The 13,931-nt window shown below is 68.4% G+C and carries 12 protein-coding genes and 1 pseudogene; 9 read left to right on the top strand and 4 right to left on the bottom strand.

Annotation, left to right across the window (positions count from 1 at the left end; all coding sequences use genetic code 11):
- Nucleotides 1–1,194: phosphoenolpyruvate carboxykinase (GTP) (locus B3E43_RS12665; protein WP_292030048.1), on the top strand; the 1,194-nt coding region annotated here is incomplete at its 5' end.
- Between the two features lie 46 nt (nucleotides 1,195–1,240).
- Complete coding sequence (locus tag B3E43_RS12660) at nucleotides 1,241–2,251, top strand: NAD(P)/FAD-dependent oxidoreductase (protein WP_292030046.1); 1,011 nt, start codon at nucleotides 1,241–1,243, stop codon at nucleotides 2,249–2,251.
- Here the strand turns inward: B3E43_RS12660 and B3E43_RS12655 are convergent, their stop codons facing one another.
- A complete protein-coding gene (locus tag B3E43_RS12655; protein WP_292030044.1) occupies nucleotides 2,252–2,977 on the bottom strand; it encodes a TonB family protein in 726 nt (241 codons plus the stop codon).
- A gap of 197 nt (nucleotides 2,978–3,174) precedes the next feature.
- Here B3E43_RS12655 and B3E43_RS12650 point away from each other — a divergent pair.
- The 3 genes and pseudogenes from B3E43_RS12650 to B3E43_RS12640 all read left to right on the top strand — a co-directional run.
- Nucleotides 3,175–3,315 (top strand): annotated as a pseudogene (locus B3E43_RS12650) (lytic transglycosylase domain-containing protein); the annotation flags it as partial.
- 54 nt (nucleotides 3,316–3,369) lie between these two features.
- Nucleotides 3,370–3,969, top strand: a complete 600-nt coding sequence (locus B3E43_RS12645; protein ID WP_292030149.1) for a lytic transglycosylase domain-containing protein — start codon at nucleotides 3,370–3,372, stop codon at nucleotides 3,967–3,969.
- A 75-nt stretch (nucleotides 3,970–4,044) separates the two neighbouring features.
- Nucleotides 4,045–5,187 carry a DUF2336 domain-containing protein gene (locus B3E43_RS12640; RefSeq protein WP_292030041.1) on the top strand — a complete coding sequence of 381 codons (1,143 nt, stop codon included), beginning with the start codon at nucleotides 4,045–4,047 and terminating at the stop codon, nucleotides 5,185–5,187.
- A gap of 55 nt (nucleotides 5,188–5,242) precedes the next feature.
- Here B3E43_RS12640 and B3E43_RS12635 read toward each other — a convergent pair whose 3' ends face one another.
- The 3 genes from B3E43_RS12635 to B3E43_RS12625 form a co-directional block, all read right to left on the bottom strand.
- On the bottom strand, nucleotides 5,243–5,719 hold the full coding sequence (locus B3E43_RS12635; RefSeq protein ID WP_292030039.1) for an Hpt domain-containing protein: 477 nt from the start codon (nucleotides 5,717–5,719) through the stop codon (nucleotides 5,243–5,245).
- A 67-nt stretch (nucleotides 5,720–5,786) separates the two neighbouring features.
- Nucleotides 5,787–6,569, bottom strand: a complete 783-nt coding sequence (locus B3E43_RS12630) for an NAD kinase (RefSeq protein ID WP_292030037.1) — start codon at nucleotides 6,567–6,569, stop codon at nucleotides 5,787–5,789.
- Between the two features lie 31 nt (nucleotides 6,570–6,600).
- Nucleotides 6,601–7,743, bottom strand: a complete 1,143-nt coding sequence (locus B3E43_RS12625; protein ID WP_292030035.1) for a DUF2336 domain-containing protein — start codon at nucleotides 7,741–7,743, stop codon at nucleotides 6,601–6,603.
- A 143-nt stretch (nucleotides 7,744–7,886) separates the two neighbouring features.
- Here B3E43_RS12625 and B3E43_RS12620 point away from each other — a divergent pair, with 143 nt between their 5' ends.
- From B3E43_RS12620 to B3E43_RS12605, 4 genes are all read left to right on the top strand, one after another.
- A complete protein-coding gene (locus B3E43_RS12620) occupies nucleotides 7,887–8,651 on the top strand; it encodes a class II aldolase/adducin family protein (protein WP_292030033.1) in 765 nt (254 codons plus the stop codon).
- A complete protein-coding gene (locus tag B3E43_RS12615; protein ID WP_292030031.1) occupies nucleotides 8,648–9,439 on the top strand; it encodes a hypothetical protein in 792 nt (263 codons plus the stop codon). Before B3E43_RS12620 ends, B3E43_RS12615 begins: the two co-directional genes overlap by 4 nt.
- Nucleotides 9,440–9,562: 123 nt before the next feature.
- The gene (locus B3E43_RS12610) at nucleotides 9,563–10,714 is read left to right on the top strand and encodes an efflux RND transporter periplasmic adaptor subunit (protein WP_292030030.1); all 1,152 of its coding nucleotides are present in this window, start codon (nucleotides 9,563–9,565) and stop codon (nucleotides 10,712–10,714) included.
- Nucleotides 10,714–13,929, top strand: coding sequence for an efflux RND transporter permease subunit (locus tag B3E43_RS12605; protein ID WP_292030147.1), 3,216 nt, complete (start codon nucleotides 10,714–10,716; stop codon nucleotides 13,927–13,929). Before B3E43_RS12610 ends, B3E43_RS12605 begins: the two co-directional genes overlap by 1 nt.
- The last annotated feature ends 2 nt before the right edge of the window (nucleotides 13,930–13,931 follow it).

Raw genomic sequence — 13,931 nt, 5'->3', positions numbered from 1 at the left:
GGCTACGGCGGCAACGCCCTGCTGGGCAAGAAATGCTACGCCCTGCGCATCGCCTCGATCATGGCCCGCGACGAAGGCTGGCTGGCCGAGCACATGCTGATCCTCAAGCTGACCGATCCGACGGGTCGCGCGAAATACGTCGCCGCCGCCTTCCCCTCGGCCTGCGGCAAGACCAACTTGGCCATGCTCCAGCCGACCATCCCGGGCTGGACCGCCGAGACGATCGGCGACGACATCGCCTGGATGCGCTTCGGCGATGATGGCCGTCTGTACGCCGTCAACCCGGAAGCCGGCTTCTTCGGCGTTGCGCCGGGGACCAGCCGCAACACCAACGGCAACGCCCTGGCGACGATGGGTTCGAACACCGTCTTCACCAACACAGCGCTGACCGCCGACAACGACGTCTGGTGGGAAGGCCTGACCAAGGTCGCCCCCGAAGGCCTGACCAACTGGAAGGGCGTTCCGCACGACCCGGCCTCGGGCGAGCCCGCCGCCCATCCCAACGCCCGCTTCGCCGCCCCGGCCTCGCAGTGTCCGACCATCGCGCCGGAATGGGAGGACCCGAAGGGCGTGCCGATCGACGCCATCCTGTTCGGCGGACGCCGCGCCTCGGCCGTGCCGCTGGTGACCGAGGCCTTCGACTGGGAGCATGGCGTGTTCATGGGCTCGTCGGTCGCCTCGGAAGGCACCGCCGCCGCCGAGAACGCCATCGGGACCCTGCGCCGCGATCCCTTCGCCATGCTGCCCTTCTGCGGCTACAACATGGGCGACTATTTCGCTCACTGGCTGTCGATGGCCGGCAAGACCGAGGCAGCCAAACTGCCGCGCCTCTATTTCGTGAACTGGTTCCGCAAGAACGAGGACGGCCAGTTCGTCTGGCCCGGCTTCGGCGACAACGCCCGCGTGCTGAAGTGGATCGCGGAACGTCTGGATGGCGAGGCCGAGGCCGTCGATACGCCGGTCGGTCGGGTCCCGACCCGCGAGGCGCTGGACCTGTCGGGCCTGAGCCTGTCGGACGCCGACCTGTCGACCCTGCTGGATGTGGACGCCGAGGTTTGGGCGGAGGAAGCGGCCCTGATCCCCGAGTTCTACGCCCAGTTCGGCGACCGTCTGCCCGCCCGCCTGTGGGCGCAGCACGAAGCCCTGACGGCCCGCATCGACGCGAACCGCGCCGCAGCCATCGCCGCCGAGTAGCGATCGCGCCTTGCATTCGGAGCGCGGGCGGTCGATCTGATCGCCCGTGGCTTCCTCCCCTGATGTGATCGTCATCGGCGCCGGCGTGCTCGGCCTCTGCACCGCGGCCGAGCTGGCCGCGCGAGGTCATGCCGTGACCGTGATCGACCCCGGCGGCCCCAACGCCTCCTCCATCGCCGCGGGCATGATCGCCCCGGCACTGGAAAGTCTGCTTGAAGACGTATCCGCCGACCGAGCCGCACTGCTGAAGCGCGCGCGCGACCTTTGGCCCGCCTTTGCGGAGAGCCATGGCGTCAAGCTGCTGCGGGAGGGCGCCGATTGGCGCGGACCGGATACGCAAGCCGCAGTCGCCCGCCTTCACGTGCTTGGCTTTGACGCACGGCTGAACCCCCTTGGTCTGACCACCCCCGACGACTGGCGTATCGAGGTGGCGCCGGCCCTGAAGGCGCTGGCGCGGGCGCCCGGCTTGACGGTGGTGCGGGGACAGGTCGTGCGCCTCACGGGCGACGCCCGCCGCTGGCGTGTCGAAGCGGGCGACGGCCGGGTATGGTTCAGCCCGACGGTGGTGCTGGCGACGGGGGTCGGTGAGCCGGTCGCCGGATTGCCCGATCCCGCCGCCGCGGCCGTGTCCGCCGTTACGCCGATCCGGGGGCAGCTGACATTCGTCTCCACAGCACCCCCGCCCCGCGTGGTCAGAGGCCCGGGCGTCTATGCTGCGCCGTGCGAAGGCGGCGTGGTCATCGGCGCCACGATGGAGCCGGGACGCCGCGATCTGGAGCCCGATCCGGTCGAGGCCGAGCGCAAGGTCGCGGCCGGTCTGGTGCTGCTGAATGTGACGGGCGTGGCCGGCCCGACCCGGGTGGGCATTCGCGGCGCTTCCGCCGACGGTCTGCCGCTGGCGGGCGCCTCGGGCGAGCCGGGGCTGCACCTGGCGCTGGCCCCCCGCCGGAACGGCTGGCTGATCGGGCCGCTCGTCGGGCAGGTCGTTGCGGACGGAATCGAGGGCAGGGCGCCCATGGCGGATGCCGCCGCCCTCGATCCGCTCAGGTTCGCCTGATCAGTCTTCCGGCGGGTTGAAACGCAGGCCGATATTGACCCGCGAGCCCTCGGCCGCACCATTGACGGTTCGCGGATTGACCCGGAAATGACGCGACAGACCCTGGGCCGCCCGACCGAAGCCGTAGCCTCCCGGGGTCTCCCGCGTGACATTGCAGTCGGTTACGGCGCCCGTCGGCAGCACCAGGCAGTTCAGCGAGGCCGAACCCGCAACGCCTGCGGCGATCGCCCGTTCGGGATAGGCTCGCCCCATCTGGTCGGCCGTGGGCTGGCGCGACCAGCTGGGATTGCGGATGACGGCCGGCGGCTCAGGGCGGACGGTCTCGACCGGCGTGGCGTCGGGGACCGGATCAGGGATCACCGTCGACGTGGTGATGGTGGTGCTTTCGGTGACGGTTTCGCCCTGGGTCACGGCCACGGTCTCGACACCAGGCGCGGGCGCGCTCGTCGAGTTGACCCGGGTGTTGGGCGGCGCGGGAAGGGGTTTGGGCTCGGGCTCGGGCTTGCGCAACCGCTCAAATGTGACCTCGATCGGGGCAGGCTGGGTCGGGGTCGTGATCAACGGCATCTCGAACCGCTGATAGTACATCACCGCCCCTAGGCCGACGTGGGCCGCGCCGACGATGCCGAGGGCGACCCAGGTGGCTTTCGAGAATCGGGGCGTCTTGCGTTCGTTGTAGTCGAGGGGCCTCACCAGTCCGGGGCCGCCCGCTGTCTTGATCATCATGGCCGTCTCATCCCTGTCTATCGCCGTCCCCACAGCGTCCCACGGCCAAGTTGAGCGCTGACCTCACGGCAAGTTTGGGGCGAGCCTCGCCTTGAAAGGGCCACCGTGGCGGCGCGGGCGTCCGAAGGTTAAGAGGCTGTGGACGCGCGGGCGGCTGTTAGGGTTTGATTAACCACAAACCCCCAGCGTCATGACTCATGAATGTCGGAGCGATTCCATCCGCTGGCGGGGTTGAGGCAGCCATTCGGCGCGCCTCGAACGTCACGGGCGTGGACGCCGATTTCCTCGTTCGGACGGCGCGTCGCGAAAGCGCGATGAACCCGTCGGCGCGGGCCCGGACCTCGTCGGCAGCGGGCCTTTTCCAGTTCATTGAACAGACCTGGCTCGGGACCGTGAAGGCTCATGGAGCCAAGCACGGCTACGGTCAGTACGCCGACCTGATCTACCGTGGCGGGGACGGGCGGTGGCGGGTCGAAGGTTCTGCCCGCAACATCGTGCTGGACCTGCGATTCGACCCGCAGGCAGCCTCGACCATGGCGGCCGAGCTGACCGCCTCGAACGCCGCCTATCTGAGGGGCCGCTCAGGACGCGAGCCGGGGGCCGGCGATCTGTACGCCGCGCATTTCCTGGGACCTGCCGGCGCTGCCCAGTTGATGGACGCCATGGATCGCCGTCCGGGCGCCAGCGCGGTTGCACTTTTCCCTGAGGCGGCTGCGGCCAACCGGTCGATCTTCTATCGGGATGGTCGACCGGCGACGGTGGCCGAGGTGCATGCCAATCTTCAACGCGGAGCCGGTGACGGAGCGCCTGCCTCGGCGTCGGGTTCTGTGCCAGGCGCGCCGGACCTGACGGAGCGCGACCGGATGCTGGCAGCGCGGCTCGACCGGCTGAAGCAGGATCAGAGCCTGCTGGCCCTGCTGATGGGGCAGGACGGCGACAGCAAGAGCGGCTTCGGCGGCGCTTTCGCTCCCGAAGCGAGCAAGAGCGTCTGATCGCGAATCCGGCGATGGTGAACCGCCCGTTAAGGATGGTGGGCTGATGCTGACCGGCAAAGCCTGGACCTGCCCATGACCGCCTACCGAGCCCGCCTTACCGAGATCGACATCCGCCGCCTGATCAAGGCGACCGACGAGGACGAACGGGCGGCTGCGGCCCACAAGCTGTGCCGCAGCATGGACAAGGCCCCGCTTGAGGACGAGGACCGGGAGGCCGCGCAGAAAATTCTGCGCATGCTGGCCCAGGACGCCGCCGAACTGGTCCGCCGCGCCATGGCTGTGACGTTGAAATCGTCGGATCTGATTCCCCGCGATGTCGCCCGAAAGCTGGCCGCCGATGTCGACAGCGTCGCCTTGCCGATGATCAACTTCTCGCCGGCCTTCACCGACGAAGACCTGATCGAGATCGTCCAGGCCGGATCGCCCCTGCGTCAGGTGGCGGTGGCGGGTCGGCCTGACGTCGGCCGTGACGTGGCCACGGCCCTGGCCGAGGTGGGTTGTGAACAGGCGGTGCGTGTCCTCGCCGCCAATGACAACGCCGATGTCGCCGAGGCCGCGCTGGGCCGCTGCATCGACCGTTTCGGAACCTCTCCCGAGATCGTGGCGGCGCTCGCCTACCGTCAGGTGCTGCCGTTGTCCGTGACGGAGCGGCTGGTTGAGCTGGCCTCCGAAGCCGTCCGCGAGCATCTGGTGACCCGCCATGCGGTGGCCCCGGAGACGGCGATCCGCCTCGCCGCCTTCGCCCGCGAGCGCGCCACGGTCGATCTGGTCGATCAGGCTTCAAGCCAGGCTGACCTGCCGCAGTTCGTGGCCAAGCTGAACGCGCGGCGGGTTCTGACCGCGTCGCTGTTGCTGAGAGCCCTGGCGAGAGGGCAGATGGCCCTGTTCGAACACGGCATAGCCGAGTTGGCGGGAACCCCGCACGCGCGGGCGTGGCTGATGATCCACGACGCCGGGCCCTTGGGGTTGAAGGCCATCTATGATCGCGCGGGCCTGCCGCCGCGCCTATTCCAGGCCTATCGCGCCGGGGTCGACACCTGGCGCACATTACAGGCCGAGGGCGCGGATACGTCCGGGGACGCCTTCCGCCAGCAGATGCTGGAACGCTTCCTCACCCAGCGCCCGAATGCGCCGCGCGAGGATCTGGCCTATCTGATGGAGCGGCTGGATCACGATCCGCTGCCGGCCAGGGCCCAGGTCAACGTCGCCGCCTGACAGCAAAACGCCCGCCGGAGGCGGGCGTCAGCGTTTGCGGAATAAGACGGCAGGCTCAGGTCAGGTGGTCTGCCACCCGCGCTTCCAGTGTTTCGGCCAGAATCTTGCCGACGGGATGATCGTCAGTCTGGATTTCATCGCGGACGACGGCCTTGATGGCGTCGATATGAGCGTCCAGCAGCACGATCGGCGCCGCCATGCGCTTGGCGGGGTCGTCCATCATCTTGCAAAGCGAGCCCGCAAGGCGGGTCACCAGCGGATACTGGTAGGTGGTGCCGAGGCCCTTCAGGTCGTGGGCGCGGAAATAGAGGGCTTCGGCCGTCGCGGAGTTATAGCCCGAGGTGCGGATATCCGCCTGGGCCTTGTCCAGCTTGACGATCTCGTCCTGCAGCCATTGACCGAACTGCGACGACATCGCCTGCAGGGCCTGCTCGGCCTTGGCGATGGCGTTGGCATCGATGCCGCCAAAGCCTCCGCCGACCTTCATGCGAAGGGTGTTGGGCGGGCGAATGACCTGGGCCGGGTTGCTCACGGCTGACTCCTGCGAACGGACTGGAGCAACCCTGACACTCACGTCATTAAAAAGCGGTGCATGTTCGTCAGGACGCAAACTGCTCCGCGAGGACCCGCTCCTCGAACGATCGGCCGGCGTCAAAGAGCATGGTCAGGGCGATGTCGCGCCGCTCACGGACTTCAACGCGGGCGACCCGCCGGATTTCGAGATCGTCAGCGGTGGCGCTGACCGGCCGCTTGTCGGGTTCCAGGACCTCGAAACACACCTTCGACTGGTGCGGCAGCAGGGCGCCGCGCCAGCGCCGCGGGCGGAAGGCGCTGATAGGCGTCAGCGCCAGAACGCGGGAGTCCAGCGGAATGATCGGGCCGTGCGCCGAGAGATTGTAGGCGGTCGATCCAGCGGCGGTCGCGAGCATACAGCCGTCGCAGGACAGCTCCTCCAATCGGACGCGGCCGTCGACCGTAATGCGCAGTTTGGCGCTCTGGCGCGTCTGGCGCAGCAGGGAGACCTCATTGATGGCCAGGCCGCTGTGGGCCTGACCCGCCTCGGTCCAGGCGTCCATCTGCAGGGGATGGATCACCGCGCGACCGGCGCCGGCCAGCCGCTCCAGCAGGCCCTCTTCCTCGAAATCGTTCATCAGGAAGCCGACCGAGCCGCGGTTCATGCCGAACACCGGGGTTCGCTTGTCCATGACCGTGTGCAGTGTTTCCAGCATGAAGCCGTCGCCACCGAGCGCGACAATGACCTGGGCCTCATCGGGCGGGAATGACCCGTAACGCGCCGACAGTCGATCACGCGCCGCCTGGGCCTCGGGTCGGTCCGAGGCGGCGAAGGCGATGCGGAGGGGGGGCGGCTCGGGTTCAGTCACGAATACACGCAAGCCGAGCCCGGCGGGGAAGTCAAACGGCGGCTTGCAGTTCGCTCGTGTCGCCGCCGATCAGAACCTTGAACGCGCGCGCCGCAGAGCTCTGCGACAGGGCGCCTCGAAGCCAGACCGGCTCGCCCCGGTCGCCCGGCAGGGAGTGATTCAGCTTTCGCAACTCGACCAGCAGCGTCGGGAAGACCGCTCTGTCGATCCCGACCGCAGCACAGGCGTAGTACAGCGCTTCGGGCGTCGGCGCCGACAGGGCCGCGCGCACCTGGCCGACGGAGAAGCCGCCCAGCGCCGACAGGCCGTGGGCGAACAGGCTCAGTCGCTTTTCACGGACGGCGCGGATCAGCAGCCCGGCGCGCAGCTGGCCGGCGGACTGTAGCTTGTCGATCAGACGCCGCTCCATCTCATCCCGGTCGCCCTGGTCCACAGGGTCCGGTTCAGGGCCTGTGGGGCGCATGACGCCGTCGACCGCGTCATGGACCGCGGCGCCCAGCGCCTGCTCGTCGACAGAGAAGCGGGCGGCGATGGACTGGCGCAATGCGGTGCCGACCCACTGGTACAGCTGTTCGGCCAGGGCCTCGGTCAGCAGCGGATGCCGGGTGAGGGGGCCGCGCAGGGCGGCGATGCGACGGGAATGCTCGACCAGCCGCCGCACGCCCTCTGCGCTGATTTCTGCCGTACGGTTGGTGGTGAGGGCCATGAGCACGGCGGGCTCGGCCTGATCGATCACCGCGTCCGCGACGCGACCGCTGATCCGTGGGCGGCGCGCCACGGCTATCTGGTGTTCCAGCGACGCTTCGATCAGCACACGCAACAGGTCTTCGTCCTGCAGAATAGGGCTGGACTCGAGGATAGGACGGGCGATCTCGATCTCGTCCAGCGCCAGGACGTTCACCAGCGCAGCGGGCGCCCATTCGGCGTGCGCGAGTTTTTCTGACAGCACCTTGCGCACCTCGCGCTCGGCCTGGCGGGCGAGGGTCAGGAATATTTCGCTGAGGACCGGAGACAACTCCCCGGCTGGCGGACAGGCATCGCACAGGGCGACGACGCCCAGAAGCAGGCGCTCACGCGCTTCCGTGCTTCGGTTGTGGGCCAGCGCCAACAGGTCGCTGGGCCGCGGCGCGGCGCCGGCGGAGCGGCTGGCAGGCACGAGTTGGACGAGGACCACTGGCGTCTCCGGCGCGCCGACGAGGGGTCAGCTTGACCAAGGCTAGGCCGGGGCCACTAAGACGCGGTTAACGGAAGCTGAATCTTGACGTCGGCTTCCGACGGCGCGAGCGTGCGCGGCAAGGTAGAAAAAGGACCGAAACCATGGCCGATGGCGCCGCTGTTTCCCTGAAGTCCAGGGTGTCCGAGGCGGAATGGACCGCACGCGTCGAGCTGGCGGCCCTGTACCGTCTGGTGGCGCTGCACGGATGGGACGACATGATTTTCACCCACATTTCGGCTCGCGTGCCCGGACCGGAGCATCATTTCCTGATCAATCCGTACGGCTGGTATTTCGAGGAGATGACGGCGTCCTGCCTGATCAAGGTCGATCTGGACGGCAACATCGTCCAGGACACCACCAGCTTCATCAATCCGGCCGGTTTCACCATCCATTCGGCGATCCATGGCGCGCGCGAAGACGCCCATTTCGTCATCCATCTGCACACGGTGGCGGGGGTGGGCGTGGCGGCGCAGGCCGAGGGTCTGCTCCCGATCGGTCAGAATGCCTGCCTGCTGCAGCATCAGGTGGCCTACCACGGCTATGAGGGGCTGGCGCTGAACCATGAGGAGCGCGAGCGGCTCGTCGCCGATCTGGGCGACAAGCCGCTGATGTTGTTGCGCAACCACGGCACCCTGGCGGTGGGTCAGACGGCGGCGGCGGCATGGGTCGGGATGTTTTTCCTCGAGCGGGCCTGCGCCCAGCAGGTTGCGGCCCTGTCGGGCGGACGGGCGCATGTGCTGATGGCGCCGGACGCGGCCCAGGCTGAGACGAAGGAGCAGGGCAAGGGCATCGGCTTCATCTCCGCCCTGGCCTGGCCCGGCGCCCTGCGGATGCTGGAGCGGAAATCGCCGGGCTACGACATTTGAGGCTGGCCGGCGCTCCCCTGGTCGCCATGGCCGTGCTGGCGGGCGCCGGACCTGCCTTGGCTGGCCCCTGGACCCAGCCCAGGGGGCAGGGACAATGGATCGTCAAGTACGAGGACATGCGGGCGGATCGCGGGTTTGATCCGGACGGATCGCTCGCCGACCTGCCGGGTGAACGCCGCGACAGGGTCGCCGGGGTTTTCGCCGAGTATGGCGTCACCGACCGGCTGACCGTTCAGTTCAAGGGCGACTGGCAGTCGGGGGAGGACGCCTTTGTCGACTACGAGGGTCGCGGACCGGCCGAGATCGGCGTGACCTGGCAGGTCTGGCGCGACGAGCGCGCGGCGGCCAGCCTGTATGTCGGCTATGCCGACGGCGGAGAGGGGCGCAACGCCGGCTACGCGGTCCCTGGCGCAGGCGACAGCGACTGGGAGGTGCGGGCGTCGGTCGGGCGCTCGTTCGCCGGCCCGTCGTCCGGTGGATTGGGCCGATGGGGCCCGAGCGGTTCGTTCATTGACCTGCAAGCGGCGCGAAGGATGCGGCAGGGGCTGCCGGACGAGACACGCATCGACGCCACCGTCGGCGCACACCTCAATGAGGACTGGATGGTTCTGGCCCAGGCCTTCGGAGGACAAGCCGACGACGGTGGGCCTCGCTGGCTGTCCGTCGAGGCCTCGGTCGTCCGTGACTTCGGCGGCTGGAGCCTGCAGGCGGGTTGGAGGCATGCGGTTGCTGGCCGCGAGACGCCCGAAAGCGGCGGTCCGGTCGTCGCCCTCTGGAGGCGGTTCTGAGCGCGACATTGGAGCGCGCCTCTTGCCGACGGAAACCGGAACAGCATCCGTTACAAGGACTTTAGTTGCGTCGACGGCGACAGCCGCTAAGTCGGCTCGTGCATTCACCAGAGAGCCTCAAGCGTGATCAAACGCCACTTCTTCCTCGTCGCCGCTGCTGTCCTGCTGGGCCTCATGATCGTGGCCGTGGTTCTGCGGATGGCCTTCGCCGGTGATGAGAAGTCCGGCGGCGGACGCGGTGGCCCCGGCGGGGGACGTGGCCAGACGGTCTCCGAGGCGGTCATCGGCGCGCGGTCCTTCACCGACGAAATCCGCGTGCTGGGCGTGGCGCGCGGCCGTCGATCGGTCAACATCACCTCCTCGACCAGCGAACTGATCACCCGGGTCCTGTTCACCGACGGCCAGAGAGTCGCTGCGGGCGCGCCCCTGGTCGAACTTCAGGCGCGTGAAGAGGACGCCGGAATCATAGAGGCGCGGGCCCAGGTCGCGCAGGCCGAGCGCCAGTTTGACCGCTACAAGACCCTGGCCGACCGTGGCATCGCGCCCCGCGTGACCGCCGAGGACGCCGAAACGGCGCTGGCGACCGCCCGGGCTTCGCTGAGCGCGGCCCAGGCCCGACGCGGCGACCGCCTGATCCGGGCGCCTTTCGCGGGCGTGCTCGGGCTCAGCTCCGTGACGGCCGGCACCTTGGTCAATCCGGGCGGGGTCATCACGACGCTCGACGACATTGATGTCGTGCGCGTCGATTTCCCTGTGCCGGAGCGCTACCTCGGTGTCCTGCGCGCGGGCACGCCGATCCGGGCGACCATCGACGCCTATGGCAATGAGGTCTTCGGCGGCCGGATCGCCCTGATCGACACCCGCATCAATGAACAGACCCGCGCCGTCACGGCCCGCGCCGAGATTCCCAACCCGGGCGCCCGCATCCGGCCCGGCATGGCCGTGCGGGTTGCGGTCCAGCAGGGCCAGCGCACCGCGCCCGCCGCGCCGGAAGCCGCGGTCCAGTATGAAGGCGACGGCGCCTTCGTCTATCGCATCGCCCGCGGCGACCGTGGCTCCACTGCTCAACGGGTCGAGGTTGAGACCGGCTCTGTCGAGAGCGGCTTCGTCGAAATCCTGTCCGGCCTGAACGTCGGCGATCGCATCGTCGGCTCAGGTCTGAACCGTATCCAGCCGGGTGCCCCGGTTCGTGTGGCCGGCCAGGGCGGTGGTCAGGCCGCCGGCCTCGGCGGCCATCGCCCGGCTGCGCCCGCTGCCCGGGGCGCCGCCCAATGATGCTGTCCGATCTCGCCGTCCGCCGTCCGGTCTTCGCGGCGGTCGCGGCCATCGTCCTGTGCGTGATCGGCGCGGCGGCCTTCTTCTTCCTCCCCGTCCGCGAACTGCCGGATGTGGACCCGCCGATCGTCTCGGTCAGCACCAGCTATGCGGGGGCGTCGGCTGAAGTCATCGAAAGCCGGATCACCGAGCCGATCGAACAGCAGATCGCCGGCATCCAGGGCGTCGAGCGCATCAACTCTACCAGCCGCGATGGCCGTTCGAACGTCTCGATCGAGTTCTCGCTGGACCGCGACATCGACGACGCCGCCAATGACGTGCGCGACCGCGTTTCGCGCGTCGTCGGTCGCCTGCCGGATCAGGCCCAACCTCCGGAAGTGTCGAAGGCCGACTCCGACAGCCAGCCGATCATGATCCTGTTCCTGCGCTCGACGGCGATGAACAGGCTGGAGCTGACGGACTATGCCGACCGCTATCTGATCGACCGGCTGGCGACGGTGCCGGGCGTGGCGCAGGTGCAGATCTATGGCGAGCAGCGCTATGCGATGCGTATCTGGCTGGACGCCGCGGCGCTGGCAGCCCGGGGTCTGACGGTCACCGATGTCGAATCCGCGCTGACGGCCCAGAACGTTGAACTGCCCGCCGGACAGCTGGAGTCGGGACAGAAGGACTATACCGTCCGTGTCGCCCGCACCTACGCGCGGGCCGAGGACTTCCGACAGCTGCCCATCGGAACCCGCGGCTCGGGCGCCGCCGCGGTCGCACAGACCGGCAGCGCCACCGCCCTGCCCAGCGGCGCGTCAGGCGCTATCCAGGGCCAGTCCGGCTATGTGACGCGGCTGGGCGACATCGCCCGCATCGTGGAAGCCCCGGCGGAAGATCGCCGTCTGTTCCGCGGCAATGGTCTGGACCAGATCGGCCTGGCGGTGACCCGACAGGCCCAGTCGAACGACCTGGCCATCTCGGAAGGCGTTCGGGACATGCTCGAACAGGTGCAATCCAGCCTGCCCGAAGGTACGGAACTGGTGGTCGGGTCCGATAATTCGGTCTTCACCTCGCACGCCATCGACGAGGTCTGGATCACCATCGGCATCTCACTGGCGCTGGTGGCGCTGGTCAATTTCATATTCCTCGGCAGCATGCGTGCGGCGTTCATCCCGTCGATTGTCGCGCCGATCTGTCTGCTTTCCACCTTCATCATCCTCGCGCCGCTGGGCTTTTCGCTGAACCTGCTGACCCTGCTGGCGCTGGTGCTGGCTATCGGCCTCGTGGTCGACGACGCCATCGTCGTGACCGAGAACATCCAGCGTCGTCTGGATCATGGCGAACCGCCGTTGGTGGCGGCCGAGCGCGGAGCCCGTCAGGTGTTCTTCGCCGTCGTGGCGACGACAGTGGTGCTGTTGGCGGTGTTCGCGCCGCTGCTGTTCCTGCCCGGCTATGTCGGCCGGCTGTTCGTGGAACTGGCGGCGGCGATCGCGGCGGCCGTGGCGTTCTCCGCCTTCCTGGCGCTCACGCTTTCTCCGATGATGGCGTCCCGCATTCTGCGTCCTGCAAAGACCGGCGGCTGGGTCGCGCGCAAGGTCGACCGGGCCATGGACGCCTTGCGCAACTCCTACCAGAACTCACTGCAGGCCCTGCTGGGCAAGCGGATCGCCGTCGCCGGCATGGTGGGGCTTATTGTGGCCGTCGCGGCGGGTGCGGGCTTCATGTTCGTCACCCTGCCCAACGAGCTGGTCCCGGCCGAAGACCGTGGCAGGGTGATGCTCCGGGTCCAGGGGCCGGAAGGCGCCGGCTTCGACTACACGCGCAACATCATGATGGGGATCGAGCCGATCCTGGCCGAGTACAAGGCCAGCGGCGAGGCCAGCAGCTATCTGGTCTCTGCTCCCGGCTTCGGCGGCGGCAGCTTCAACTCGGGCAACGGCAGCCTGATCCTGAGCGACTGGTCCGAACGCGACCGATCCGCGGACGAGATCGCCCAGGAACTGAACGGCAAGCTGCGTGGCCAGACCGACGCCCAGGTCAACGCCTCGGTCCCCGGCGCCTTCCAGCGCGGCGGCGGCAACTCCAACTCGATCGAGATGGTCGTGACCGGCTCAGAGTATGAGGACATCTACAATTGGCTGCAGCCCGTGCTGGCTGCGTCATTGGAGAACCCCGGCTTTTCGCGGCCGCGCCTCAACTATGAGCCGAACGCCCCGCGCCTGCTCGTCGAGGTCGATCCCGAGAAGGCGGCGGCCCTGGGTGTGTCGGCCCAGGCCATCGGACGGACGCTGGAGACCATGTTCGGGTCGCGGCGCGCCACCACCTATCTGCGCGGCGGCCAGGAGTATGATGTCATCCTGCAGACCGAACGCGACGATCGCCGCAGCGTGGCCGACCTTGAGGCCCTGTATGTTGCGACCGGCTCGGGACAGCTGGTGCCGCTCTCGGCGGTGGTCACGACCTCGACATCCGGCGATACACCCGACCGGCGGCGACTGGATCGTCAGCGCGCCATCTCGATCTCGGCGGATCTGAATCCCGGCACGACCCTGGTGGACGCGACCGAGTTCATGACGCGCGTCTCGCAGGAGCAGCCGCAGGGGGTCGTGAACACCCAGTGGGGCGGCGCGGCGCGGGATCAACAGGAGGCAGGCGGCGCGGTCGCCGCGGCTTTCGGCCTCGCGCTGTTGCTGGTCTTCCTTGTTCTCGCGGCCCAGTTCGAAAGCTGGATCACGCCGGCGGTCATCATGCTGACCGTACCTCTGGCCGCGGCCGGCGGTCTGTTCGGTCTGGTGATGGCGGGCTCCAGTCTCAACATCTACAGCCAGATCGGCCTGATCATCCTGATCGGGGTGGCGGCCAAGAACGGCATCCTGATTGTCGAGTTCGCCAACCAGCTACGCGATCAGGGCCGGTCCATCCAGGAGGCGATCATCGAGTCGTCTACCCTGCGGCTTCGCCCGATCATCATGACCTCGATCGCCACCGCCTTCGGCGCCTTGCCGTTGGTGCTGTGGCAGGGCGCCGGCGCAGGCAGCCGTCAGACCATCGGTGTGGTGATCTTCTCGGGGGCCATGTTCGCAACCCTGCTGACCCTGTTCGTCGTGCCGGTGATCTACGGCGCTCTGGCGCGCTTCACCAGGTCGCCCGAGTACACAGCCCGCAAGATCGAGGAGTGGGAGGCCCAGGAGGCAACCGCCAACGACGCGGTTCCGGCAGCGGCGGAATAGGC

This window comes from Brevundimonas sp. UBA2416 (assembly GCF_002343105.1).
In the GTDB taxonomy this organism is placed as follows: Bacteria; Pseudomonadota; Alphaproteobacteria; order Caulobacterales; family Caulobacteraceae; genus Brevundimonas.
Note: the sequence above shows the minus strand (reverse complement) of the source record. Positions and strands in the feature narration are given on the sequence as shown.